We start from the raw sequence: 23757 nt of genomic DNA on the forward strand, positions 1-23757 counted from the left end.
TCTAAAAGAGGATTACTCTTTCCTTTTATGGGAGGGGGTAATCTTTTTTTTATGTCCGTCCGAAATATAAGATGTAAGCACAAAATACCCTGGAGGAACTATATGCAAATAGAAGGACTCAAGGTAACGGATTACATCAAAACAGAAGGTGCAAGCGACCAGCTTATGGGCGTAGGAACCAGTGGTATCAAGGACGATAAAAAACCAAATTTAAATAAAGAGCTTAAGGCATTGTCGGTGGATAATGCTTACTATAACAATAAAGGAGTCATGACTGATGAAGATTTCGCTAAGGAAGTGAATGAAGCATCAGCTCTTGGCATGTCTACAGTTGATAAGATTAAAAACGTGGAGAGAGCCTGGGATGAAGAGGCTACTGCAAAAACCAGGGAAGATGGTCATGACCCAATGGATATGGAGCCTGAGACTCTTATTACAGTTGTAGACGAAATAAAGATGAATTTAGCAAAGGCAGGAGCAGACGTCTCTAAAATGGGAGGTCTCTCTGATGCTGAGATAGAAGCAATGTCTGGCTCAATTGCACAGGCAGTTGCTATGACAAAGGGCCTTTCAGATACACTTCCTGAGGAGGTACAGGCCTATCTTGTAAAAAATGAATTGGAGCCAACCATCACCAATATTTACAACGCAACATATTCGGCGCCAGCCAAGGCTCCAGAAGAGAGTAATGATGAAGATATCATTAGTCTCATTGAATTAGTAGAGGGTAAAGTACATTCACTTATAGAAGAAATTGAAAGTGAAGATTTTAGGTTTGCGCGAAACCCTGTGCCGCCGGTTGAATTAAAGAACATGGTGGCGACCATGTTAAAGCAAGATGTTCCTGTAACTAAGGAGCATCTTGAGTACATGGTTCAGTTGGAGCAGTATGAAAAACCATCGGAAGAAAATATCGTAAATGCGATATCAGATATTTTAGCTGAAGGAAAAGAGCCGACAGAAGCATACTTAATCGAAGGTTATTCTCTAATGGATCAGGCTAAGAAGACCTTTGAAGAAGTAATGAGAATGGATGTTAATGATTTGGCATCTGTTACTGCTCAGCGCCAGCTTACAGAGATTCAGCTTACCATGACGGTGGAAGCCACATTTACAATGATGAAAAATGGCATCTCCGTAAATACCAATGATCTCTCAGATTTGTTGGACAAGCTTAAGCTTCAGGAGACAAATCTTCTTCAGATATTAATGAAGGACAAAACAGGTGAGAAGACAGATTCCAATGTAAGTCTTTTCAAGGAAGTTATGAATGAGATGGCGGAAATTCAGTCCGCTCCAGCAGCTGCTTTTGGAAGATTTTCAAATATTGGAATGGAAACCTTCTCCTATGTTCACGAAGTCAGCGTATCAGTTACTGCTGAATATTCCCGCATGGAAATGACATATGAAGCTGTTGGCACAGAGGTAAGAAAAGACCTTGGCGACAGCATTAATAAGGCGTTCCAGAATGTGGATGATATTTTGGCAGACCTTGATATAGAGGCTACAGAGTCCAGCCAGAAGGCAGTAAGAATATTGGCATACAATCAGATGGAAATTACCCAAGAGTCTGTTACTTCCATGAAGGCCCAGACTGAGCTTGTGAACCGTACATTTAAGAGTATGACTCCGGCAGTTGTTTCTGAAATGATAAAGCGAGGAAACAACCCACTTGATATGACCATGAATGACCTTAAAGAGATGGCCGAGAATATCAAGGCTGAGATGGGAAGTACATCTGATGAGGAAAGCTACGCAAAATTCCTTTGGAAGGCTGAACATAATTCTGAAATCAGTGCTGAAGAACGTGAAGCATATGTGGGTGTGTACAGACTTCTTCACCAAGTGGAAAAGTCTGATGGCGCAGCCATAGGAGCGTTGATAAGTCAGGGTACAGAGGTAACTCTTAGAAATCTCATGACAGCAGTGCGTTCAAGCAAGCACACTGGCAAGGAATATGAAGTAAGCGATAAATATGGCTCCCTTGATGAAATGGTTGTAAGGGATTTGTCCATCACAGAGCAGGTTGAAAAAGTATTCCTTACTAATAGATGTAGAGATGCTAAGGAAGCAATGACTCCATCCAAGATGCATATTCTGGGTGAAGAGAACATTTTAGGAATGAACCCTGATGAATTTGCAGCAGCGATGGAGGCAGAGGCTGTTTCTACAGACACTTCTGCAGACAAGCTTCAGGAGCAGGCGTACAATCAGTATCTTACAAGTCAGCTTAAGGAAGCATTGTCAGCCAGCCAGGAAGTGGAATCTGTATTGCAGCAGTTTAATATTCCAACAACTGCAAATATGATTAACGCAGTCCAGGCTTTGATGCAGAATAATTCTACTGTAATCAAGGATTTATATGGCAGAGCGGCAAAGCAGGAAGATATGACAATAGAAGATCTGATTAATCTTACATTAGAAAGATTTGATGAGGCATGTCATAGTCCAAAAGCCATGAAGGAGGCTGAGGAAGCCCTTGGTGATTTGGCCGAAAGAGTCATGAAATCAATGGTAGAAATGGAAGATGTTCGTACTGTTGATTTGGAAAATATGAAGCTTGTGATTCAGCAGGCAAAGGCCATTCAGGAGATGGCAAATAGCGGAGAGACCTATCATATTCCAATGATGATAGATAACGAAGTGGGCAATATGAATCTTCGAATCGTCAGAGGTGTGGAAGAGACAGGTCTGGTTAAGATGGCCATTTATCTGCAGTCTACAGGAACTATCGAAACCACCTTCCGATATGAGGCACAGGAAGTTACTGCAAATGTAGAATGTGACACTGCAGAAATGCGAGACAGATTAGCAGGTCTTGCAGATTCAATTTCTGAAAAAATGAAGGCTGAAACAGGATTTAGCTTTAGCTTCTCATTTACCCGCGAATCAGGAATATCTGTAAATGATGTTTACAACTGGGAGCTTGGAAATTTCCAGGTAGCAGAAGCAAATGAAAATGAAAAAAATGAAATTCAGACAGAGTCCCTATATAGCATAGCCAGAAGCTATTTAAGTGTTATAGGAGAAATGTTCTGATAAATGTTCGGTTAATTATTAACGGATAGGACCGATATTAAAATTGTAAGGACAGGGATGATCTTTATCAATTAAAAAATACACCGCACGGATGCTAGACTTTTGTTACGGCTTTAGGAGGCGACTATGAGAATCAACAATAACATGTCAGCGGTGATTACAAACAACAAACTTCTTGGTACCGAAGGTTCCCTCTCAGATGTAATGGAAAAGTTAAGCTCGGGCTTCAACATTAATCATGCATCAGACAATCCTTCTGGAATTGCCATTGCAGGTAAAATGCAGGCTCAGATCGATGGACTTGACCAGGCATCTACAAATGGTTCCGACGGTATTTCTGTTTTACAGACAGCTGAAGGTGCTCTGAACGAAGTAACAGATATGATTCAGAGAATGAGAGAGCTTTCAATTCAGGCTGCTAATGGAACAAACTCAGACGAAGAACGTGAAGCAATTCAAAAGGAGATTGAATCTCTTTTATCAGAAATTGACAGAGTATCACAGACAACAGAATTTAATAAGATTAATCTTTTAGATGGTTCCCTTGATTGTAGAACCTATGCTAATAACTGTACCAGAGTAGCTACATCAAACGGCGTGCCGGCAGGTATCTATCAGCTTAGAGTAGACAAGGCAGCCAAGCGTGCTGTAAGTTCTACATCATTATCAGGAGAATATGAATTTGACGAGGTATTTGATAATACTTACACAGAAGTAAAAACCACAACACATGTAAAAACAGGTAAATTTTCTGGTGGATTTAACTTCAAGGAGTTAATTGATAATACTGAGTGGAAGACTACCGAAGTAGATTATTCTGATCCAGAAAAAATAGTTACTACGGTAAAAGAGGGTGACGGCCTTGGAATCTCAGGATCAATCTCAATAAACGGTTATCCAGTAACTTTCGCACAGGGAGCATCTGGTGAGACAGTATACGGAATGCTTCGTGAAGCCTGCGAAAAAGGTGGAGCAGTAATAACTGATTTTGATGACCCTGAAGGATTGAGGATTTCTTCTTACAAATATGGTGCAGACGCTGAATTAGAGATTGAGTTTTCCAGCGTTGAATTCGCAAGAGCACTTGGTTTTTATAATGATGGCGGCGATGAAGTGTTGAATACAGATGAGGCAGGAACAGTTCTTCCGAGAATTGCAGACACAGGAGAGGATGCAGTAATAGTTCTCTTCCAGAATAATAAAGATGACGCAGGCAACACTGTAGAATCATTATTTGGTACTCAGTCTACATATAAGACAGACGGAAGAAGAGTCATCGTATCAGATACAAAAGGATTCGAGATGTCCTTCCTTTTAGACGATGGATTCCAAAAAGACGGAGTTGATCCATCTGACCCGACAGGTCAGACTGTATATGACGGATTAATTACCTTTAACGTAACAGATATCGGCTCAATGGCATTGCAGGTAGGTGCAAATGAAGGCCAGAGCATGAAGGTTAGAATCGCATCAGTAAGTACAGAGTTTATGTACATTGATGATGTGGATGTTACAAGAGCAGAGGGCCCAGAGGATGCGATGGATGCTCTCGAGGAAGCGTTAAGCTACGTTACATCAGTACGTTCTCAGCTTGGTGCTTACGAAAACAGATTGGAGCATACCACTAAATCTTTGGATGCCACCGAAGAAAATATGACATCTGCCATTTCTCGAATCGAGGATGCCGACATGGCAACAACAATGGTTGAATATACAAAGTTAAATGTGTTGGAACAGGCAGGTGTATCGGCGCTGGCACAGGCTAACGAGTTACCTCAGTTGGCACTCCAGTTATTACAGTAGTAAGGTATATCATCCTTAGCCAAAGATTCATTTTCTACCTTGGATATGCACTTAATAGGAGAAATAGTAAATGAACAGAGATAAGATTTCAGCTTTTACCTTGAAAATAGCATCCAGCAATGGCAGCGGATTAATATCAATTCTTTATGATATCTATAATGAATATGAGACTGAAGCGCTGGATAAATTTGCAGCTGGCCAAGTGGATGAAGCAATAGTTGCACTGAAGAAGTGTGCTGATGTGGTCAACCACCTCCAGAGAGATTTAAATTTTGAATATAAGGTAAGTTCAAATCTGTACGCGCTATACGATTATGTACAGCGAAATGTATCCAAATCCATATATAAGGCAAACTCCGAAGGATTATTAGAGGCTAAAAGAGTCATGGATGAATTAGGTATTGCGTTTGACCAAGTGGCTAAGAAAGATTCTTCCGCGCCTATAATGCGGAATACACAGTATGTTAGAGCTGGTGTTACCTATGGAAGGGAGGCACTAAATGAGAGCTTAATGGGTAATCAAACCAGCCGTGGTTTTTGGGCATAATTCAAAGTAAATATTATAGAAAAAGAGATTTCCGTAACAGGGAATCTCTTTTTTAATGTTTAGTTATAAAAAGTATCATGAGAATTATACAACAGGTTGAGATTTATACCTCGTTTGTGTATTAACATCTGACAAAAAAACAAAATGTAAATTTGTACAAATATTTTTATAGCGTGAAATGCTATGTTACTTCGGATCGCCAGGACCTATAATTCCAAATCGAAACGGAGGTGAAGAAAACGAAGACGTTTTTTACGTGGAGCATTTTGACCGTGGCTAATCTATTTGACGCCAGGGATTACAAAGTTCCAAATGAGCTGATCATCCTGGGATACGCTGCAGGACTTTTCCTGAATATACAGAACTTCCAGTTGATCGGGGTAGTTCTTTTCATAATAAAGGCTGCATTGCCCATCCTTATACTATATCTGCTGTATAGAGTTAAGGGCATAGGGTCTGGCGACATCAAACTATTTTCTGTGATGAGTACTCTTGTGGGTTTTGAGTACACAACAGATGTGATGGTTGCCTCAGTGATGCTTGCTGGCATCGCCGTGCTTGGTCTTTTCCTATATGAGAAGGGCATCAATTTAAAGAGAAGATTACACTATTCTTTTTATATAACGGCTGCGTTTTTTTTACTACAAATAATAAATGATTAAAAAGAATGGAGTAGATAACAATGAAAAATTTGGAAATCGCATTATGTGATCTTGATTCAAATTATGTTTTAAAATTCGCCAATCGTTTAATGATGAAAGCAAATGTGGGCGTTCATATTTTTACAACACCAGAAGGTTTCTTTTCAGATGAAACAGATTTTGATGTTGCAATTATGACAGAGGAGTTTGAGGAAATCTCGGGATTCCGCCCTAAGGGAATGATTGGACATAAATACTTCCTTACCGAGGATTCGGCAAATGTGACGGATGATTTCATTTATAAGTTCCAGGCTGTGGATAAGATTTTAGATGAAATCACAGAATTAAAGGAAGTCACAAAAAGCGGTATTAGTAAGAAAAATTCTAATGAAAAATCTAAGCTTATTGGAGTGTATTCTCCAGTAAATCATGAATTGCAGCTGCCATTTTCCATGGCGCTGGGTCAGGCATACAGAACAGGTGGAAAAGTTCTGTTCGTGGATCTGGAAGAGATTTCTATAATGCCAAATCTTATTGGCAAAAATTGTGAAAGGAATCTTATGGATCTTCTTTATCTATTAAATACTAATGCTGAAGATATGGAAGATAGTTTATCCGAATATGTTCGAAGCTTTATGGGCTTTGATTATATTGAGCCATTTTGGAATCCAAATGAAATCAGTGAAATCGATGAGGATACTTGGGACAGGTTCTTCGAGATGCTTGTGAAGACTGATTATGATGTAGTGGTTGTTCTTTTTGGAAGAGCTATCAATGGATTTGCCAGATATATAGAGAGGTTGAACAGACTTTTCGTTCTAGGAAGACCAGGTGATTATTTCAAAAAGGGCCAGGAAAACTTTTTAGATTATCTTGATAGGATTAAAGCGAATATTTCGGTAGAAAATGTAATTTTACCTATGTCTGCAGGAAATCTTTCTGACGGTACATACCAGTTAGAAGAGCTGCTCCAAGGTAACCTGGGAGTATTTGTAAGGAAACTGATGAACAGCAATGAGAGAAATGTTTTAGAAAATTATGGCTAACATAGAAGAGCAGGTACGTATAGAGGTAATGAATGAAATTGACTTATCCTATGACGTTACCGATGAGGAAATATTAAAGCTAATAAAAGAAAAAATCATGGAGAAATCAAAATCCTTTCCAATTTCACTGAGCCAGCGTCAGACGATAGAAAATCATGTTTTCAATTCTCTACGCAAGCTGGACGTACTGGAAGATTTATTAGCTGATGAGGAAATTACTGAAATTATGATAAATGGGCCGGACAATATTTTTATTGAGAAGAATGGGCAGGTTATTCATTCAGATGAGAAGTTTTCATCGGAAGAAAAGCTCAATGACATCATCCAAAGTATTGTGGCCCAGAGCAACAAAATCGTAAATGAGTCAAACCCAATCGTGGACTCCCGTCTACCGGATGGGTCACGTATAAACATAGTTTTAAAGCCCGCTGCGGTGGATCACAGCATTCTTTCCATAAGAAAGTTCCCAAAGGAACAGATGACTATGGAGAGGCTTAAGAATTTTGGCTCAATCGATGAGGAGCAAATTGATTTTTTGAAAAAGCTGGTAGAAAGTGGCTACAACATTTTTGTATCAGGTGGAACGGGAAGTGGTAAGACATCATTTCTAAATGCACTTGGGGAATTTATCCCTAAAGATGAGAGAGTGATAACCATAGAAGATTCTGCTGAGTTACAGCTTAAGAATGTAGAAAATCTGGTTCGCCTGGAGGCAAGGAATGCGAATCTCGAGGGAAAAAATGAGATTAGTATAAGGGATTTGTTGAAATCCAGTCTGCGTATGAGACCAGATCGCATAGTAGTTGGAGAATGTAGAGGAGCCGAGGCTTTAGAAATGCTTCAGGCATTTAACACAGGGCACGATGGCAGCCTTTCTACTGGACACAGCAATTCCTGCAAAGATATGTTGTCCCGACTTGAAACAATGGTACTTATGGGAGCGGAGATTCCACTTCCAGCAATCAGACAACAGATTGCATCAGGTATAGATATCATTGTCCAGCTGGGAAGACTCAGGGACAAGAGCCGAAAACTGCTGGAAATATCAGAAGTGGCAGGTATCGAGGCAGGAGAAATAAAGCTAAACCCCCTGTACAGATTCAGGGAAATAAATGAAGAAAATGGAAGGATAAAAGGTCAATGGGAAAAAGTAGGCAGTTTGATGCATACAGAAAAATTATTGGCAAGCGGCAAAGCATAATTCCCTGGATTCAGGGAGCTGGAATAACAATTGCTATTGCATTTCTTTTTTATCGATCTTTCTTTGGAATTTTTTCAGGAATACTGATTATCCCATTTTGGTTAAAACTTAAATCAGAGGAATACAAAACTCAGCTTCAGGGAAAAATGGAGGCGGAGTTTAAGGAGTTTATGATGCTGATTGTGGCCGGTCTGCAAACAGGATATTCCCTTGAAAGAGCATTAAGACAATCTGAGGAAGAGCTAAAGAAGCTATATCCCCAGGGCTCAATATTGGAGTCTTCCGTGCATATTATGAATCAGAAAATTGCAATGAATATGCAGGTGGAAAAAGCTTTTGATGAATTTGCAAAAGCAACTGGTCTTGATGAAGCTGTCAGCTTGTCTGAAATCATATCTTTTGCGAAAAGATGTGGTGGCGATTATGGAAGACATATTCGTGAGACAGCCCTAAAGATTGAGGACAACATTGCTGTTAAGCAGGAAATACAGACAATCACAACTGAGAAAAGACTTGAGCTAAAAGTGATGTGTGTCATGCCCATGTTGATATTGACCTATATTTCATTGACGTCGGCTGGTTTTATCGAGCCATTATATGGGAATCTTTTAGGAATTTTACTAATGAGTGGATGCCTTGTGGCATACGGATTCCTGATAGTTTTAGGTAGAAAAATAATTGATATTAAGGTCTGAAGAGAAATGGGAGGCGGGATGTCTTGCAAAAGAGTCATGATTTAACAAAAAAAGAATTTATAGAAATATTAGCGGTCACAACATTTTTGGGACTGGGAATATTAGTTTATGACTTCGTAAATACGAATTTAGAATTTAACGGGGTCATAGAAAGAAATGAAGCAGGCACAGGGAGTATTTCAGAGGACCTACAGTTGGAATTTTTAGATCAAAAGAAGGAATTTGAAGTAGAGGTGTCTGATAGAAGGCTTTCAGAAAAGGAAATAGAAAAGAGCTTTGATAAGGCTGTTAAAGAAATTGAGGAAACCTATCTGGGGCAGAACGAATCAGCTAATAACGTCACATATGACCTTGTCCTGGGAACAGAATATGTGGATGGTTTGATTGAGGCAAGCTGGAAATTATCTCCCTATGGAATTATTTCCAGAGATGGAAAGCTAAAGGTAGAAAACATTCCAGAAGGTGGAGAAATAGTAGACGTGCAATGCACTCTTTACTATGAGGAGGCGGAAAGAATATACAGCTTTGACCTGATGGTTAACCGCAAAGGAATGGATACCTTAGATGGCCAGCTCGAGGCAATAAACAGGACAGTCAAAGAGACAGATGAAAGTACTCGTGAAAATGCAAAGTATAAACTTCCAAAGGAAATTTCCGGAATGGATTTAACCTGGAAGAAAAAGATGAATTACAGAGGTCTTCAGATTATTTTGCTGGGACTTCTTACGGTAGCAGGACTGGCTATAGGAAAAAAACAGGATGATAAGAAAGCCAGACAAATGCACATAGAAGAACTTGAAAAAGATTATCCGCAGATTGTGAGCCAGTTGTCCATTTTAATGGGAGCTGGAATGAGTTTTAGAAAAGCTCTGGAAAGAATCACAGGTAAGTATGTGCTTTCTTTAAAGCAGGGTGAAAAACAAAAGGCAGGCTACGAAGAGTTATTGAAAACATATAGAAAAATAGCCGATGGCCGAGGGGAAATACAGGCTCTTGAGGAGCTGGGAAAGAGTTGTGAATGCAAAGAGTACAGAAAGCTTTCCATGCTGTTGGTACAGAATTTAAGAAAGGGCTCAAGGGATCTTTTGGATTCATTGGAAAAGGAAGAAAAATATGCCTTTGAAATGAGAAAGCAAAGAGCAGTTAGAGCCGGAGAGGAAGCGTCTACAAAGCTTCTTATACCAATGGGCGGAATGCTTTTTATAGTGATAGTGGTGCTGGTGGTTCCAGCGATAATGCAGATTAATTAAAGAGAGGAATTAAAAATGAAGAATTTAATGATGAATGTAAAGAATAAGATGGTTGAATTTTGGAATGAGGAAGATGGAATCGGCACAGTGGAGATGATCCTTATCCTGGTTGGAATCTGTATAGCCGATAAAAGCCGCATTTTATGTGGAAATTTTAGATGTATATGAGAAAAGTATTATGTAATGATAGGTCTAGTTTTTTTAGAAAAGGTAAAAATAATGTTTACAGAATTTGATGAGTTCCTTTTGACATGCGGATATTTTAAGATAAGAAATTGGAATATAGATAGTGCCGAGGTGATAAGTATAGATTCAGGGCACTATTGGATTATAAAGAAATTTGATAAGGAAGGGTACCCGGGGCTGGTATTGTATCATAGCCATGATGGAAGATTATATCATGTACATTTCTGCTATAAGGATCAGGATATAGCTCCAGCGGTATCAGAGATTATGAGTCACGATAGGTATCAGAAGAAGAAATTGAAGCTTAGGAACAGAATTACAAAGGTATCGAATAGAGAGCTCATGATGGCCCTTTAATAGGCGAGGTTTAATGGACAGGTAAGATGCAATAATACAATTAAGGCGGCATAGGTGATAGGAGAGACGCTTATGTGCAAATATTGTGATAATCATGAGGATTACTATGAAGGAAGTTTATTGACAGCTAAGATTGAGCTTGGATTTGGTGGGGATGAATATATATGGGTTTTGATTGACCCGGATACAAAGAAACTTGGAATTGTAGTGCTTAACCCAAGGACTTCGGAACAACGAGAGTCTTTTATCAAAGTCAACTATTGTCCAATTTGTGGAAGAAGAATAAAGAAGTAGCTGATTAACATTGATTACAGCCTATGCTGTCGTGGGAAGAGATATGTGTGAGCCAAGGCAAATTGCCCTGGCTCATTTTTTTTAGGGGGTTCTTAAAAAAATGTGTTGACTCCTACGTTACGTAATAGTTTATGGTATAGTTACACGTGAAGGAGATGAGAGCCATGATGACAGTAAATGAAGTAAGTAAGCTGACAGGAGTGAGTATACGCACCTTGCAGTATTATGACAAAATTGGACTTTTTAAGCCGGCAGAGTATACGGAGTCCGGGTACAGACTGTATGACGATGCAGCACTGGAAAAATTGCAGCAGATTTTACTGTTTCGGGAGCTGGAGTTTCCGTTAAAAGATATAAAGGATATTATAACCAGATCTGATTTTGACAAAAGTAAAGCACTGGATCAGCAGATAGGGCTTTTGGAACTAAAGAAAGAGCATATCGAAAATCTGATCGAGATGTGCAAAGGATTAAAACTGAGAGGAGTGAGACATTTGGATTTTACAGCATTTGATTCTAGCAAGCTCGATGAGTATGCTAAAAGAGCAAAAGAGCAGTGGGGCAAGACCCCTGAGTATAAGGAATTTGAAGAAAAGAATAAGAACAGATCAAAGAGCGATGAAGAGCATATGATGGCTGATTTCATGAAGATCTTTGAGGAGTTTGGTGGCTTGAAGGATAAGGCTCCTGCCACGGTTGAGGTACAGGATCAGGTAAAGAAACTTCAGAGCTTTATAACTGAGCATTTTTATAAGTGTTCAAACGAGATCCTTTCAAGCCTTGGAAAGATGTATGCCGGAGGCGGTGAGTTTACGGATAACATCAATAAGATGGGGGGAGAAGGAACTGCAGAGTTTGTTTTTGAAGCTATAAAGGTATATTGCGGAAAATAATGTGGCTGCGCCAAGAGACTTTGTTCTCCTGGCGCATATCTTTTTTATTAGCTATGTTCAATGGAAAAAATCATTTGAAAATATAGAGAAAATTGTGGTATTTTAAAATCTGAAAATTAAACAGAGAAACATAAACGACACATGTAGTGCATAGCACGTAAATCTGATCACGGTACGTATGTTAGAACATATCAAGCCGTTTTAGATAATGCTATGGCTACATGTTTTTTTATGTCAAAGGGAGGATAACTAATGCCGAGAAATCAATTTCAAAGAATGATCTTCGCCCTACTTACAGTAATTATTACTGTACATGGGTATGTGTTTTACAGCTTATACGTTGTAAACGGGAAACTACTTATGGAGATAACAGGGGCAGATAGTGTGCTTGGAGCTATTAAAACTCAGGGTGGCGTGTATATGTTTGGAAGGATGCTTCCTATATGGGCCGTTGTAATTGTGGAGTTCTGCTTTGCGTATGCCTTGGAGTGCCTTGTGGGAAGCCCTATGTCCTTTAAGATGGCATGCAGGATGTTTGACCCTAAGAATAATCATCCAATGATATTTGAAACAGCTATCATTTCATGTACTGTTCTTATCATGTGCCCGGCAATGAGCTTTATTGCTGCATTTTTGTATTATCCATATTATAACGGGTTTAATGTCTTTACACTTCTTGCAAACTGGGTAGAGCTTGTATGTCATAACTTTCCGTTTGCATTCTTTTCACAAGTATTCTTTATACAGCCCTTTGTCAGATGGGCATTTGGAAAGCTCTTTGCAAAAGACATAGCTGCCAGAAACAAGAATGCATCTGCGGAGCGTCCTAAAGATGAGACAGAAGCAATCGCGGACATCTTTAAGAGAATGGATGAAATTCAGGAAAGACTTGAACACGAAAGAAGACAGAGAAAGAAGCTTGCTGAGAAATTGAATAACCAGTAATGTAAATGAGCCAAGAGACTTGTTCTCCTGGCTCATAATTTTTAGAAACTATCAAGAAATGAGAGAGCTGCATCAAAGGCGGCTTCCTCTGTTTTTGTATCCTCTTTTGGAGAGGTATCTGTATTTGGGGAAGATAGCGTAAGCTTTCCGGAAAGTCTTTCTGCTATAAGGTCAGCCAATTTCTCAGCATCATTTGGTGCAGGGTCCTCATTTATAAGGTGGCGTACCGCTTCAATTACCATGTGGCTTTCGGAACGGTAGCCGTATTTCTTATAGTCTGTAATGGCATCGTATACAGCAAGATCTGAAAGAGTGTCCTGAAAACGAACGGTCTTCCTTTTGACGTTCATTACCTGCCTCCCATCTTATGACGGATAAGTTCCTCATATCCTTTGGCATTGATAGATACATCATCAAGGATGAGGGCATTTTTCTTATCTGCCTCGGAGAGGAAGTGCTTCATGATGGTTGCCCCGCCTCCGATAAAGATAAACTGGGTAAGGTCAGAGTTAAAGTTTAAGGCTCTGATCTGATCCATGAGGTTTGTAGCATAGGATGTAAGACCTGTCTTTATGATATCAAGGTAGTCTTTAGGGATATCGCTTGTTCCGTAGATCATGACTTCCTTGATGGTGGTTTCATCAGCTTCCTGCCCGAGGTTCTGACGAAGAGCTTCGTTGATGTCATTCATGCAGGTGATAGTTCCAAGTGGAAGTGACTTACATCTTGTCTGATCAGGGATAAATTCTGTCAGAGGCAGAATATCCACTGTCCAGGAGCCGATATCAATGACAAGGGCTGATTTGTGGAAGTCTTTCATGAAAGAAACAATCCCGGCATATCCTTGAGGGAATACATCAACGGAAAGAAGTGTCACAGAGTACTGCACATCTTCATATTTGAAAATAAGGCGGCGGTTTTTGGTGTAGTATTCCACAAAGTCTTTTTTCTCTGCACCCATACGGGTAAGGGGAACACCCACACCAAGATGTACGTCTGCAACAGTGGTGCCGGTCTTTTTAAGTTCCTCAGCGATAGCTGCCATTGTAAGGACTCTCATGTTTTCATCCTCTGTCTTTGATTTCTGTACGGATACTTTGCCGTTTCCGATTGCATAAAAGCCCTCTGTGGTTTCAATTACCCTTGTAGCAAGGGGCGGTTTTCCGGGGAGTTTCTTTACTCCTGAAGAAAAACAGTTGTGTGATGTCTTGGTATTTCCGTATCCTACATCTACTCCGATTACATATGCTGCCATAGTTTAAAATCCTCCTTGTAAATTAAAGTTTTTCAATAAGTGCAAAATCAACATCGTTTTGTTTCTCGTCCTGAAGCCTTTTAAGAGCAAAGGCAAGCTGGCTTTTTTCCATGCGCAGGCGGTCAATCTCGTCTTTTTGCATTTTCACAGTTTCTTTAAGGGCTTCATTTAAGGTCTTGTCCCTGCGGGAGGATAAGATTTTTCCTTCCTGAGACTTAAGGGCTTTCATAAGTTCATCATTTACCTGTTCGTTTTTATAGAAAAATGATCTTGAAAGTCCAGTAAGCTTGGTAAGTTCAACGATTGATATGTGTTCGTTTGCTTTTACCATGCGTCTTATAGTGTCAATTGCGAGGATCTTCTTTTCCTCTGATAGCTTCTTATTTGCAAGAAGCATGTTGTCGTAGTTGTTCATTATTCCATCCATCCTTTCTTAAATTTTTTGATTTTTTCATTACGTTTGTCGATTACAGGCTTTGTGCTTTCTGCTAAGGTCTTAGGACTCATCTGCCTGTAATATGCCACACTGCTTATGGACTTGTGCCCAAGAAGAGCTGCTATTGTTGCATCATCAGCAAAGAGGTCACAAAGGTGTTTTCCGTATGTATGCCTTAGAAGATGCGTTCCAACAGTAAAGGGCTTTCCGTTATCATCAAGCAGGTCAAGGGTCTGTACCATAGTTCTAAAGCGGTAGGAAAGAGAAGCATATGTCAGGGGCTTTGTGGGATCCTTGTCTGAGACAAAGATATAATCACAATCGCCGTATATACTTGCAGTTTCCTCTATGCTGGCTTTAAGGAGCGAGCATAGTTCTTCATTGATAGTCTTTTCATAGGTATTTCCGGTTTTGGGCTGGCATATCTTTACGTGTGGCTTTTCTCCAAAGAAGACATTTTCCTTTTTTAGCGTCATGGTATCGGATATACGAAGCCCTAAAAGCTCATGGATTAGCAGGAGCCTTGCAGTCTGCTTATCAAGGAGCTTATAGCCTGCGTGGAGTCTTTGCAGCTCTGCATCAGAGTAGCTTTTGTATATGGTTCTTTTGTGCTTAGAAAAGTCACTTTTTAGGAAAATTCCTTTTAGGTTGTCATAGGAGTATAGCTTTCCAACCACGATAAAGATGCTTTTTAGGGCAGACAGTTCTGTCCTGTAGTCCTTTTTACGTTTTGATTCAAGGTAGAGGTATGACAGGTATTCCTCTAAAAGTTCCCGGCTAAAGTCCTTTAAGGATATGATCTCCGGGAAAGATTTTTGTAAAAATTCAGAGAGAAAATTTACTGCCATGATTTCCACAGATACATAGCTTACAGAGCGTCTTTTTAAGTGATATAGAGCGGCATCTTTGATTTCTTTTTTTATGTCCTCTTGCCTGATCTTTGAGAAGTTTATCTGTTTTCTTTCCTTGATAGGGGAGTCCCGTACAGGGAAAGGAAGCGATTCTAACTTCCAGATATCATTTTCAAGTGAAAAGCCTTCATCTTCCTTTGGAAGAAAGTAATTATAGGCTGCTCTTAAGTAGTAAAACATTGGGTTATCTGCCCTATAGGTTTTTCCAAGCTCGGACCGGTACTTTTCATAGGAAAGTCTTTCTTCGTTCATGAGAAGATATACACGGAGCCGCCTTTCTATGTCCTTAAGAGGAAGGTCTGTAAGGTGCTCTATTTCCGGAAAGGTATCAGTAATAAAGTCAGCAAAATTATGAAAGTTTGTTTGCTCGCTACGCAGGGAGAGATAGGATATCTTTTCTGCCCTGTCATATATAAAGGCGGCAAAGTCATTTCTTATATCTGTAGGTGGGAGCCTTGATAAATCAAAGGCATGCTTTGGTGCGTAAAGGCTATGTTTTCTTTGATCCGGTGTTAAATTCCTGTAACAGGGCAGATCCTTAAAATACAGTTTCATTCGATGTGGTTCTCCTTAAAATATTCCTCCTGTAAAAGGTCGATGCGACCCGGCAGGTGGTCAATGTACTGCTTTGTCATATCATCCCTAGTGTGTCCAAGGTAAGCTCTTGTGGTGCCAAGGGGAGCTCCAGACATATGAAGGTCTGTAGCTATGGTGTGGCGATAGTCATGGGACTTAAAATCTATGTCCTTTGTTTCTTCATATAGAAGGAGCTGAGCCTTCATCTGTTTTACAAAAGTAGCTGCCTGGTAAGGCTTATTCTTGTCTTTGCATGAAGGGAAGATAAATTCTGACCCGGAATCATCTTCTGTTATGTGGCGTCTTAAGAGCCTTGATACTTCTTCCGGTATCGGTATCTGCTTGTCAGAGCGCAATTTATATTGGTAAATCTTAAGCCAAAAGGCTCCATTATCAGAAAAGAGGGCGTCTTTTCTTAGGGAGCAGACCTCATTGATACGAAGCCCTGTGGAATAGAGGGTTAAGTACATAAGACCAAGGGTTTCGGGGAAGTCGGAAAGTACTGTAAAAATCTGATCAATCGTTTCTTCTTCAACAGTCCTGTCATGATGTAGATATCTTGCCTTTTTATAGAAGTAGTCAAAAGGAAACGATGGGATCAAAAGCTTTTCTCTGACGGAAAGCGTGGTCAGAAAAAAGGAAAGCATGGTGAGCGTCCTGTTATAGGTTTCCGGTCTAAGGTCCTGAGAGTCTTTGTATTCTATGAAGCCTTCAATGTCCGAATATGATAGTTCGGATAGGGAACTGTGCTTTTCTTCAAGGTATTTGGTAAATTCTTTAGCTCCGTAGTATTTTTCAAGTAATGACTGCATAGAGTACTTGGGCGATAGTACAAGCAGATATTTCATGTAGTGCTGCAGGATTTCTCTGTGCTCATAGGAAACGTCTCCAAAGTTAAAGCACTCAATTCCTCGTGTAGGGTTTGCTCTTTCAGATAATGAGAATCTTTCAAGGAACCAGAGTGTTGCTGTAAAGTCTGGCTTACTATCTGAAAGAAATAAAAATCGTCTGGCCCTGTATAAAACCTGTGGAGCATTTTTTGATATCGCATCCATGTTTTTTTCAAGGAAAGCATGAAAATCAGATACTTCCTTGTCTGTTATATGTTTTAAGTCCTGAATACCGGCACTAACGCAGTACTTATAGAGATAGTAAAGGGGCGTTATGAAGTGCTGGATCATGTAGTGGTTTTTTCGATCCTTAATCTGTGAAAGGTCAAAAAGCAGGACTTTGTAAATTTGTTTTTTTACAGTCACAGATGCAGGCAGTGAAAAGTCAAAGTAAAGAAATTCCTTGCGCGCTGTGTAGTAAAGCCTCTCTGCAATGTAGGGATCCGGGAAGTATCCAAGAAAGAGGAGCCTATTTTCATAGGGCGGTGTTCTTCGGATGGTGATCTTTTTTATTTCTGATAAAACCATCTGGTCTAAGGCTTTTAAGTATTCCGAGTGCTTTGCCGGAACAGAAAGAGCAAGGTAATCATCATATAAAGCCCTTGTATCTGCTGTGATTTCAGAAAAGCTTTCTATGCCGGACACCATAAGAAAGGTAAGACATTTTCTGCCACGGGCTGTTTCAGCAAAGGATGATACGGTAAGCGGATGTCCATTTTCTTTCATGTAAGCAAAATAGACGGTCTCAAGGTCTCCTTTGTATGCTGAATACTGTTTTGGTGAGAAAGCAAATTCATGACGGACAGTGGTAATAAAGGCTTTTAGGGTATTAACAGAAATTTCTGAAAGGGATGAAAAGCCAAGCGATGACAAAAATGAGTATAAGAAGTCAACCCTTTTGCCTAAAACAGAAGGCGAGAGGGTAATTTCTTCATATAATGAACTTTCGCTTTCGACTAACTTAAGTAGAGCCATAGTCATTCCTTTCTTAAACCTTAAGGGTTTTATCCATTTTCCTCTTAGGTGCTAAAAGTCCTTTTTTGGAGCCTTGTCAAGTCAGTAAGATGTTTTGGCAGGTGGCTTTACAAGGCAGAGAAAAAGGATAAACTTGTCGCTACAGGAAATCGGAGATATTAACGCCTTCAGTAGCTTTTTTAAGGTAAAGATCCTGGGCATCTTCGATTTCGCGCGGTGATACATGCAGGTAGTTTTCTGTGGTTGCAATGTTTTTGTGTCCTAAAGCCTTGGAGATTTCAACAATCGCCCAGTTTGCTTTGCGCCTTTCATCCGCAAAATAGTGGCGGAGCATATGGTTTGTTACATGCAAGCCGCAGCGTCTGCCGATGGTTTCAAGTGATGAATAAAACGTATTTGCCGTTAGAGGTGTACCCCTCGTTTTTCCATGCAGGACAATAAAGAGATAATCTGTTTTCTCAAAAAGATCCGCATTCTCCGATAGATAAACATTTAATAGGGAGAACAGGGCATCTGATATTTTCATGTAACGTTCTTCTGCATTTTTTGCGTAGGCGCGGTTTTGGTTCGCATCACGATATCTTACAAAGATGCGTTTTTTCTCATAATCAATGTCCTCCGTATATCTGATTCCAAGTGCCTCACCGATACGAAGTCCTGTTTCCTCTAAGAGCATGAGAAGGAGTTTATCCCTATTGTTGTTACAGGCGGCCAAAATCTTTTGAACATCTTCTTTTGTGGCAATCCGGGCATTATGTTCATTTTTCTTAAGGTACCCATCATAGGTAAGAAAAGAAGAACTTACTGTTGTGCCCACAGGTGTTACATATGAAAAGTTTCTGTCATCAAGCACTGATAAAAATGGAACCTCGCCATTTCTGTGCAGGAAGTTGTATAGTCCGAATACTGCCTGCAAATATGAGTTGGCGGTATTGTTTTTTACCTCTTTGTAGGAACCTGTGTGAGAGCCGCTTTTTACATACATTAAAAAGTCGTAAAAGTGCTCTGACTGTTCTGCGAACTTCATAGAAGCCACGGAATTTAATGTCAGGTCTCTGTCATAGAGAAAATCCATGTAATACGGAAGGATTCTTGCAATGCGAAGGATTGTGTTGTGAGCTCTGTTTTGCATGACCTTGTGCTTTAAGTATCTGGTGCATTGTGGCTCAATCTGTCCCGTTTCGGAATCTTTTACATAGAAGTATGTTTTTCTGCCTTTTTTGGCCTGACCATATATATATTTCATGTGTCCTGATTTCTCCTTTCATCAGATATGTGGGACATAAAACACGTAATCCGTAACGGGAAATACAATTTTTGTGTAAAAAATTCTAAATCACAAGAGAGCATAACTTGAAACACATAAAATATGCTCTAAACAATAATAAAGCATATAGAGCAGTATATGTCAATAGGGAAATATGCTTTAGAGTGAAATAGAGCATATTATGTTAAATGATAATTAATATAATAAATCAACATAAAGCACATTATTCTTGAAAACGACTGTGCTTTATAGTAAAATACAATCTGTACTATTGTGCTATTTTAAGAGGAATGCTTAATGCGTAGAAAAGAGTTAACAGACTATCCTTTTAATAAAGAGATGTTCAGGGAAGTGATCATAAAGGCAAGAGGAGATAGGAGCCAGGCAACCTTTTGTGAAGAGTGCGGGCTTTCTTACGCCTATATGAACCGGTATGCAAATGCAAAGAATGAGGATGCACCGACTATCAGCACCTTAAAGAAGATTGCACTTGCAACCAGGGCAGTTTCATATGAAGAGCTGCTGAACGCTGCAGGCTATAATGCAGAGAAATATAAGGATGACAGGCCTGTAGGCGTGGCAAGAAAAGATTTCTTTCATCCGGTATTTCTTGGAATGGCGAACAGTAACTATGACTGGCGGATTGAATCCAAGGGATATCAGAATAACGAGCCTTTTGAGATCATCATAGAAAGAAATGAAGTAAATAAGTGGTTCTTTGTGCCTGTAACAAAAGCGGATATCACAAAGGATGAGATCCAGAGCATCATCATGAACCAGCCGAAGTTTACGCCCGGAAGCAAGGTAAGTTTTGTGACAGATGATGCAGGTATCTTTGAAACATTAAAGGCAATCGAGCTTCCTTTAATCTCCCTGTATATATCTGTAGTAAGGGTACTGGGGCAGGAGATCATAGATGAAGTGAGCATAAAGACCAGCATCAGTACGGATATTACGATAAAAAATGAAGACAATATACGTCCATTTGCCATAGGAGAGAACCAATGAGTGAGATAGATGCTATCAAAGAAAGACATTCCGTAAGAAATTATGAAGCAAAAAAGATTGAAGCTGATAAGGTCGAAAAGATCAGAGCTAAGATTGAAGAGCTTAACAAGGAAGGGAATCTTCATTTGCAATTTATGGAGGATGCCGGAAAGACCTATAATAAGCTCTTTAACAAAGTTGCAGGGCTTGGATCTGCACCGAGTGTTATTGCCTGTGTAGGAATCGATGATGAAACTTTGGAGCAGAGAGTTGGGTACTATGGAGAAAAGCTTGTGCTTTTCATACAGGAGCTTGGACTTAATACCTGTTGGGCAGGAACTTTTAACCAGAAAAATATCGGCGCTGAAGTCGGGAACAACAAAAAGCTTGTCATCAGTATTGCCGTAGGATATGGGAAAGATAAGGGTAAGCCCCATAAGTCAAAGAGTCCTGAGCAGGTAATTGAAGCAAAGGGTGATAGGCCCTATTGGTTTAATAAAGGCGTTGATATGGCACTTTTAGCACCTACCGCTATCAACCAGCAGAAGTTTACAATCCGACTAAATGAGGATGAAAGTGTGGATTTCGTGGATAAGGGCGGCATATTTAGCCAGGTAGATCTCGGCATTGTAAGATGTCATTTTGAAATAGGAGCAGAGAAAAGCTTTCCGATTTAAGGATGTGATGGTATGAATGTGGAAATTACATGGAATGGTGGCTTTAATCATAAAGAGGAACTTTTAGCGTTGGCTGAAAAGTCAGATACATTTTATCTGGTATCACCTTTCTTGGCTCCTGATATAGAGAAGATCATTGAGGAAATGTCAACCATAAAGAATCTTTATGTGTACACAAACATAGATGGCTTTGACATGGGCGTAGAAATCATAGAGGCTTTATCAAGGCTCCAGAAGTACTGCGAGAAGGAAAACATTTCTCTTAATATGTTTTATGACGACGGGTTACACGGGAAAGTTTATCTCTTTTATAAGGGAGAAAAGGCAACAGGATTTGTCACCGCCTCAGCAAATTTTACAACAAAGGGACTTACTAAGAATATTGAGTACGGCATTTTAATAGAGGATGAAACTCTCCAAAATGAAATGCTTAAGAATGTGAGAAACAATGTTGCACATACACTTTCAGCGGCATATCTGTCTTACCTTTATGGGAAGGCACAGGAGTTTAAGAAGAAGCATCCAAAGCAAGAAAAACCGTCATTTAAATCTGCAAAGTTTGTGCGGTCTGAAAAGACAAAGGAAACAAGGTACTTTCTTAAGACAATCGGGAGAGATGGAAAGCCTCATCCTAAGAAGCCATTTGTGGATGATGTGAAGCTTGGATTCAAAAAAGCCACATATCATAAAGGTGATGTTATGGTGATTCATGCCAAAGAGCATGGCTTAGTAGTGGGAATTTATATGGTACTCGAAGATATACCTGAGGAATATACAGAAGATACATGGGATAAATGGCCATATAAATATATGCTTCGTTGTCTGACACCGGATTTTAGTAAGAAATGGTGGCAGGAAGAAATAAAAACATTAGAATTGCCAGAGGATTTTATAATACACCGTCTGCATGAAGAAGATCATGTGACCATGCGAGGGAAAGATAATTTGAATGCCATCAGCTATGGAAGTCCGTTCCAGCTCACAAAGGAATTTGCAGATTATGTGCTTAAAAGACTAAATGAGACGTTATGAGTCCGTTTTTTAGGACACCCTATCTGCTACCATTACAGTAGAAACATAAAACACATGTAAAATCATGGGTCAGTGTACCTAACTGGAGGTAAGCTATGGGAATATTTGAAGATGAGGATGATGCAATTGACGATTTTTTCATGATGGAAATGCTGGACGAAGAAGAAAAGAACGATAGGAAGAAAAAAGGGAAGGACAAAGGTCCGGATAAGGATAAAGACAAGAAAAAAGGATTGTTCGGAATCTTTTAAGGGAGTATATGAGATCGAAACCATTAAACGCGGGAACAATAGGAATAGCTATATTTAACCTCTTTGCAGCATTTATATACAGTATAGCTATTGTAGACAAACTGCATATTGAAGGTGGGATAAGGATACCGGTGCAGATTGCATTTATTATCATCTTTGGAATTTTGGAATTTATTCCAAAGATAGTAATAATTCCGGCAGGAGCCGCAGGGTTTATGAATTGCTTTACTGCATGGAGTTTGCTTGCGCATATAGGACATCCGATTGTAAGGATAATTCTTAGGATAGCTGCAATCGTAGTCTTTATACTTCTTGAGCTTTCACTGTTTACAGACGTGACACTTGAAGGAAGGGATGAAAGCAGACCGCCTACAATACAGCAGATTAAAGCAAGCGGATATAAGAAATACACCAAAGATGGTGTTACATCATACAGGAAAGAATAAATGGAGTTAAAAAGTGAGAAGGTCTTCTATGAAAGAGAAGTAAATGAAGCCCTTATGGATGCGGACTGTGAATGTATTCTTTGGGGAGAAGATTTTTATGATATGAAGATTGTCCTGTATCCTAAGAAGATTTCAGCGATACCGGGCTATGAAGATATAAAGAAAAGTCTTGTTAATGCAGCACTTGTGTATTTCGACTTTTCAAGTGAAAACTATATAAAGTCAAGCATTGTAAGATTCGACTGGGACAGGCAGATAGTCTATATAGCAGAAGGAAACTTTAATGCCATATGGAAGTTCTTTCAGAAAAGCGTTGACCTTGGAATCAGAATCCAAAAAGAAAACGGAAATGAGGTTCCGGTAGATCAGAAGGAAGACATTGTTGATCTTACGCTTCTTGAAAGAAAAGGAAGTAAGCCTGTTATAAGTAAAGGGCAGCTTACATATATAGCCAGGGAAGTTTCTGAAGACGAAAAGAAGGCGCTTGGAAGAAAACAGAGCCTTTTGGATAATCAGAAGTATAAATTTTACTATGCTGCAGGCGGTGATGTGTATCATGACAGAGACTGCGAGTGCATAAAAGCAATTGCGCCTGAGAGCTTTGAGGCATCTGATATCGTGCCGGAGGGCATGAGACCATGTAAAAAGTGCAAGAGGAAAATGTACTTAAGGGCAGCGTGTAGCCCATATGTAAAACAGATACCGCAAGTAGATCTGCTTCTGACTAGAGGCGGAATCATGGACTTTCACCTTGAAAAGTTTGCTTTTGAGGAAGGGCTTAAGTTTCGTATTGATACAGCAGGAGAGCTAACTGTAAAGGGTAAGGAAGATACCTGGATCATTAAGGGCTTTGATAAAAACTTCCTGTCCTTATGGCATAACAATTATGTAAAGACAGCTCCAAGAGAGCGGTATATAACCCAAGGCTTTCATAATCAGAAGCTTGACGGAAAGAAGCTTTATTCCATGCTTGAATATATTTGTGGGTATACCTTCGACAAGCATCTTGAAGCAGAGGACAGAGCTGAGCAGGCAAGAATTGAAGAACAAAGAGCTGAGGAAGCAAGGATAAAGAGAGAAAAGAGCCTTATTGGTCGTATTGAGGCATTATTTAGAAATATTTTTAGTTGGAAGAGTAAAAGAAACAAATAATAAGC

The 23757-nt window shown here is 39.6% G+C and carries 25 protein-coding genes; 19 read left to right on the forward strand and 6 right to left on the reverse strand.

Annotated features, from left to right (window positions below; genetic code table 11):
- Positions 1-102 precede the first annotated feature (102 nt).
- The 13 genes from G592_RS0107390 (at position 103) to G592_RS0107450 (ending at position 12897) form a co-directional block, all read left to right on the forward strand.
- Positions 103-3039 carry a DUF6240 domain-containing protein gene (locus G592_RS0107390; protein ID WP_028247267.1) on the forward strand — a complete coding sequence of 979 codons (2937 nt, stop codon included), beginning with the start codon at positions 103-105 and terminating at the stop codon, positions 3037-3039.
- Between the two features lie 126 nt (positions 3040-3165).
- The gene (locus tag G592_RS0107395) at positions 3166-4842 is read left to right on the forward strand and encodes a flagellin (RefSeq protein ID WP_028247268.1); all 1677 of its coding nucleotides are present in this window, start codon (positions 3166-3168) and stop codon (positions 4840-4842) included.
- Between the two features lie 70 nt (positions 4843-4912).
- Entirely contained in the window at positions 4913-5389 is a 477-nt protein-coding gene (locus G592_RS0107400; RefSeq protein ID WP_028247269.1) for a flagellar protein FliS, read from the forward strand.
- Positions 5390-5619: 230 nt separating this feature from the next.
- Positions 5620-6051, forward strand: a complete 432-nt coding sequence (locus G592_RS0107405; protein WP_278244631.1) for a prepilin peptidase — start codon at positions 5620-5622, stop codon at positions 6049-6051.
- 20 nt (positions 6052-6071) lie between these two features.
- Positions 6072-7076: a hypothetical protein gene (locus G592_RS0107410; RefSeq protein ID WP_028247271.1), complete on the forward strand. Its 1005-nt coding sequence runs from the start codon at positions 6072-6074 to the stop codon at positions 7074-7076.
- Positions 7069-8277: a CpaF family protein gene (locus G592_RS0107415; RefSeq protein WP_028247272.1), complete on the forward strand. Its 1209-nt coding sequence runs from the start codon at positions 7069-7071 to the stop codon at positions 8275-8277. Before G592_RS0107410 ends, G592_RS0107415 begins: the two co-directional genes overlap by 8 nt.
- A complete protein-coding gene (locus G592_RS0107420; protein ID WP_028247273.1) occupies positions 8217-8972 on the forward strand; it encodes a type II secretion system F family protein in 756 nt (251 codons plus the stop codon). The genes G592_RS0107415 and G592_RS0107420 overlap by 61 nt, the downstream gene beginning before the upstream one ends.
- A 23-nt stretch (positions 8973-8995) precedes the next feature.
- Complete coding sequence (locus G592_RS0107425) at positions 8996-10222, forward strand: type II secretion system F family protein (RefSeq protein ID WP_028247274.1); 1227 nt, start codon at positions 8996-8998, stop codon at positions 10220-10222.
- A gap of 15 nt (positions 10223-10237) precedes the next feature.
- On the forward strand, positions 10238-10390 hold the full coding sequence (locus G592_RS17515) for a hypothetical protein (RefSeq protein WP_155942169.1): 153 nt from the start codon (positions 10238-10240) through the stop codon (positions 10388-10390).
- Between the two features lie 51 nt (positions 10391-10441).
- Positions 10442-10765, forward strand: coding sequence for a hypothetical protein (locus G592_RS0107435; protein WP_143001130.1), 324 nt, complete (start codon positions 10442-10444; stop codon positions 10763-10765).
- Between the two features lie 72 nt (positions 10766-10837).
- Positions 10838-11059, forward strand: coding sequence for a hypothetical protein (locus tag G592_RS0107440; protein WP_028247276.1), 222 nt, complete (start codon positions 10838-10840; stop codon positions 11057-11059).
- Positions 11060-11223: 164 nt separating this feature from the next.
- Positions 11224-11952 (forward strand): MerR family transcriptional regulator, encoded by a 729-nt coding sequence (locus G592_RS0107445; RefSeq protein ID WP_028247277.1) that lies wholly within the window; start codon positions 11224-11226, stop codon positions 11950-11952.
- Between the two features lie 252 nt (positions 11953-12204).
- Entirely contained in the window at positions 12205-12897 is a 693-nt protein-coding gene (locus tag G592_RS0107450) for a hypothetical protein (protein WP_028247278.1), read from the forward strand.
- A gap of 41 nt (positions 12898-12938) precedes the next feature.
- On the opposite strand, the gene G592_RS0107455 is transcribed toward G592_RS0107450, so the two are convergent.
- The 6 genes from G592_RS0107455 to G592_RS0107480 all read right to left on the reverse strand — a co-directional run bounded on the left by G592_RS0107455 (position 12939) and on the right by G592_RS0107480 (position 19186).
- Complete coding sequence (locus G592_RS0107455; RefSeq protein ID WP_028247279.1) at positions 12939-13247, reverse strand: hypothetical protein; 309 nt, start codon at positions 13245-13247, stop codon at positions 12939-12941.
- A complete protein-coding gene (locus G592_RS0107460) occupies positions 13247-14152 on the reverse strand; it encodes a ParM/StbA family protein (protein WP_028247280.1) in 906 nt (301 codons plus the stop codon). Before G592_RS0107460 ends, G592_RS0107455 begins: the two co-directional genes overlap by 1 nt.
- 22 nt (positions 14153-14174) lie before the next feature.
- A complete protein-coding gene (locus tag G592_RS15900) occupies positions 14175-14567 on the reverse strand; it encodes a DUF6262 family protein (protein WP_051194807.1) in 393 nt (130 codons plus the stop codon).
- A complete protein-coding gene (locus G592_RS0107470) occupies positions 14567-16054 on the reverse strand; it encodes a tyrosine-type recombinase/integrase (protein WP_028247281.1) in 1488 nt (495 codons plus the stop codon). Before G592_RS0107470 ends, G592_RS15900 begins: the two co-directional genes overlap by 1 nt.
- Positions 16051-17940: a tyrosine-type recombinase/integrase gene (locus tag G592_RS0107475; protein WP_196801825.1), complete on the reverse strand. Its 1890-nt coding sequence runs from the start codon at positions 17938-17940 to the stop codon at positions 16051-16053. Before G592_RS0107475 ends, G592_RS0107470 begins: the two co-directional genes overlap by 4 nt.
- 139 nt (positions 17941-18079) lie before the next feature.
- Positions 18080-19186, reverse strand: coding sequence for a tyrosine-type recombinase/integrase (locus G592_RS0107480; RefSeq protein WP_051194808.1), 1107 nt, complete (start codon positions 19184-19186; stop codon positions 18080-18082).
- A 318-nt stretch (positions 19187-19504) separates the two neighbouring features.
- Between G592_RS0107480 and G592_RS0107485 the strand changes: the two genes are divergently transcribed.
- From G592_RS0107485 to G592_RS0107510, 6 genes are all read left to right on the forward strand, one after another.
- Positions 19505-20215 carry a helix-turn-helix domain-containing protein gene (locus G592_RS0107485; protein ID WP_028247284.1) on the forward strand — a complete coding sequence of 237 codons (711 nt, stop codon included), beginning with the start codon at positions 19505-19507 and terminating at the stop codon, positions 20213-20215.
- Positions 20212-20871, forward strand: coding sequence for a nitroreductase family protein (locus G592_RS0107490; RefSeq protein WP_028247285.1), 660 nt, complete (start codon positions 20212-20214; stop codon positions 20869-20871). Before G592_RS0107485 ends, G592_RS0107490 begins: the two co-directional genes overlap by 4 nt.
- A gap of 12 nt (positions 20872-20883) precedes the next feature.
- A complete protein-coding gene (locus tag G592_RS0107495; protein WP_028247286.1) occupies positions 20884-21903 on the forward strand; it encodes a restriction endonuclease PLD domain-containing protein in 1020 nt (339 codons plus the stop codon).
- Between the two features lie 95 nt (positions 21904-21998).
- Positions 21999-22154: a hypothetical protein gene (locus tag G592_RS17520; protein WP_155942170.1), complete on the forward strand. Its 156-nt coding sequence runs from the start codon at positions 21999-22001 to the stop codon at positions 22152-22154.
- Positions 22155-22162: 8 nt separating this feature from the next.
- Positions 22163-22600, forward strand: a complete 438-nt coding sequence (locus tag G592_RS0107505; RefSeq protein ID WP_028247287.1) for a hypothetical protein — start codon at positions 22163-22165, stop codon at positions 22598-22600.
- Positions 22601-23752 (forward strand): hypothetical protein, encoded by a 1152-nt coding sequence (locus tag G592_RS0107510; protein ID WP_028247288.1) that lies wholly within the window; start codon positions 22601-22603, stop codon positions 23750-23752.
- Positions 23753-23757: the final 5 nt, after the last annotated feature.

The organism is Pseudobutyrivibrio ruminis CF1b (assembly GCF_000424005.1).
Classification (GTDB): Bacteria; Bacillota; Clostridia; order Lachnospirales; family Lachnospiraceae; genus Pseudobutyrivibrio; species Pseudobutyrivibrio ruminis_C.

Bases quoted from the DNA above. Each gene is read 5' to 3' on its own strand.
- G592_RS0107390 (WP_028247267.1), top strand. From the start codon at position 103: ATGCAAATAGAAGGACTCAAGGTAACGGATTACATCAAAACAGAAGGT.
- G592_RS0107395 (WP_028247268.1), top strand. From the start codon at position 3,166: ATGAGAATCAACAATAACATGTCAGCGGTGATTACAAACAACAAACTT.
- G592_RS0107400 (WP_028247269.1), top strand. From the start codon at position 4,913: ATGAACAGAGATAAGATTTCAGCTTTTACCTTGAAAATAGCATCCAGC.
- G592_RS0107410 (WP_028247271.1), top strand. From the start codon at position 6,072: ATGAAAAATTTGGAAATCGCATTATGTGATCTTGATTCAAATTATGTT.
- G592_RS0107415 (WP_028247272.1), top strand. From the start codon at position 7,069: ATGGCTAACATAGAAGAGCAGGTACGTATAGAGGTAATGAATGAAATT.
- G592_RS0107420 (WP_028247273.1), top strand. From the start codon at position 8,217: ATGGGAAAAAGTAGGCAGTTTGATGCATACAGAAAAATTATTGGCAAG.
- G592_RS17515 (WP_155942169.1), top strand. From the start codon at position 10,238: ATGAAGAATTTAATGATGAATGTAAAGAATAAGATGGTTGAATTTTGG.
- G592_RS0107435 (WP_143001130.1), top strand. From the start codon at position 10,442: ATGTTTACAGAATTTGATGAGTTCCTTTTGACATGCGGATATTTTAAG.
- G592_RS0107440 (WP_028247276.1), top strand. From the start codon at position 10,838: ATGTGCAAATATTGTGATAATCATGAGGATTACTATGAAGGAAGTTTA.
- G592_RS0107445 (WP_028247277.1), top strand. From the start codon at position 11,224: ATGATGACAGTAAATGAAGTAAGTAAGCTGACAGGAGTGAGTATACGC.
- G592_RS0107450 (WP_028247278.1), top strand. From the start codon at position 12,205: ATGCCGAGAAATCAATTTCAAAGAATGATCTTCGCCCTACTTACAGTA.
- G592_RS0107455 (WP_028247279.1), bottom strand. From the start codon at position 13,247: ATGAACGTCAAAAGGAAGACCGTTCGTTTTCAGGACACTCTTTCAGAT.
- G592_RS0107460 (WP_028247280.1), bottom strand. From the start codon at position 14,152: ATGGCAGCATATGTAATCGGAGTAGATGTAGGATACGGAAATACCAAG.
- G592_RS15900 (WP_051194807.1), bottom strand. From the start codon at position 14,567: ATGAACAACTACGACAACATGCTTCTTGCAAATAAGAAGCTATCAGAG.
- G592_RS0107470 (WP_028247281.1), bottom strand. From the start codon at position 16,054: ATGAAACTGTATTTTAAGGATCTGCCCTGTTACAGGAATTTAACACCG.
- G592_RS0107475 (WP_196801825.1), bottom strand. From the start codon at position 17,940: ATGGCTCTACTTAAGTTAGTCGAAAGCGAAAGTTCATTATATGAAGAA.
- G592_RS0107480 (WP_051194808.1), bottom strand. From the start codon at position 19,186: ATGAAATATATATATGGTCAGGCCAAAAAAGGCAGAAAAACATACTTC.
- G592_RS0107485 (WP_028247284.1), top strand. From the start codon at position 19,505: ATGCGTAGAAAAGAGTTAACAGACTATCCTTTTAATAAAGAGATGTTC.
- G592_RS0107490 (WP_028247285.1), top strand. From the start codon at position 20,212: ATGAGTGAGATAGATGCTATCAAAGAAAGACATTCCGTAAGAAATTAT.
- G592_RS0107495 (WP_028247286.1), top strand. From the start codon at position 20,884: ATGAATGTGGAAATTACATGGAATGGTGGCTTTAATCATAAAGAGGAA.
- G592_RS17520 (WP_155942170.1), top strand. From the start codon at position 21,999: ATGGGAATATTTGAAGATGAGGATGATGCAATTGACGATTTTTTCATG.
- G592_RS0107505 (WP_028247287.1), top strand. From the start codon at position 22,163: ATGAGATCGAAACCATTAAACGCGGGAACAATAGGAATAGCTATATTT.
- G592_RS0107510 (WP_028247288.1), top strand. From the start codon at position 22,601: ATGGAGTTAAAAAGTGAGAAGGTCTTCTATGAAAGAGAAGTAAATGAA.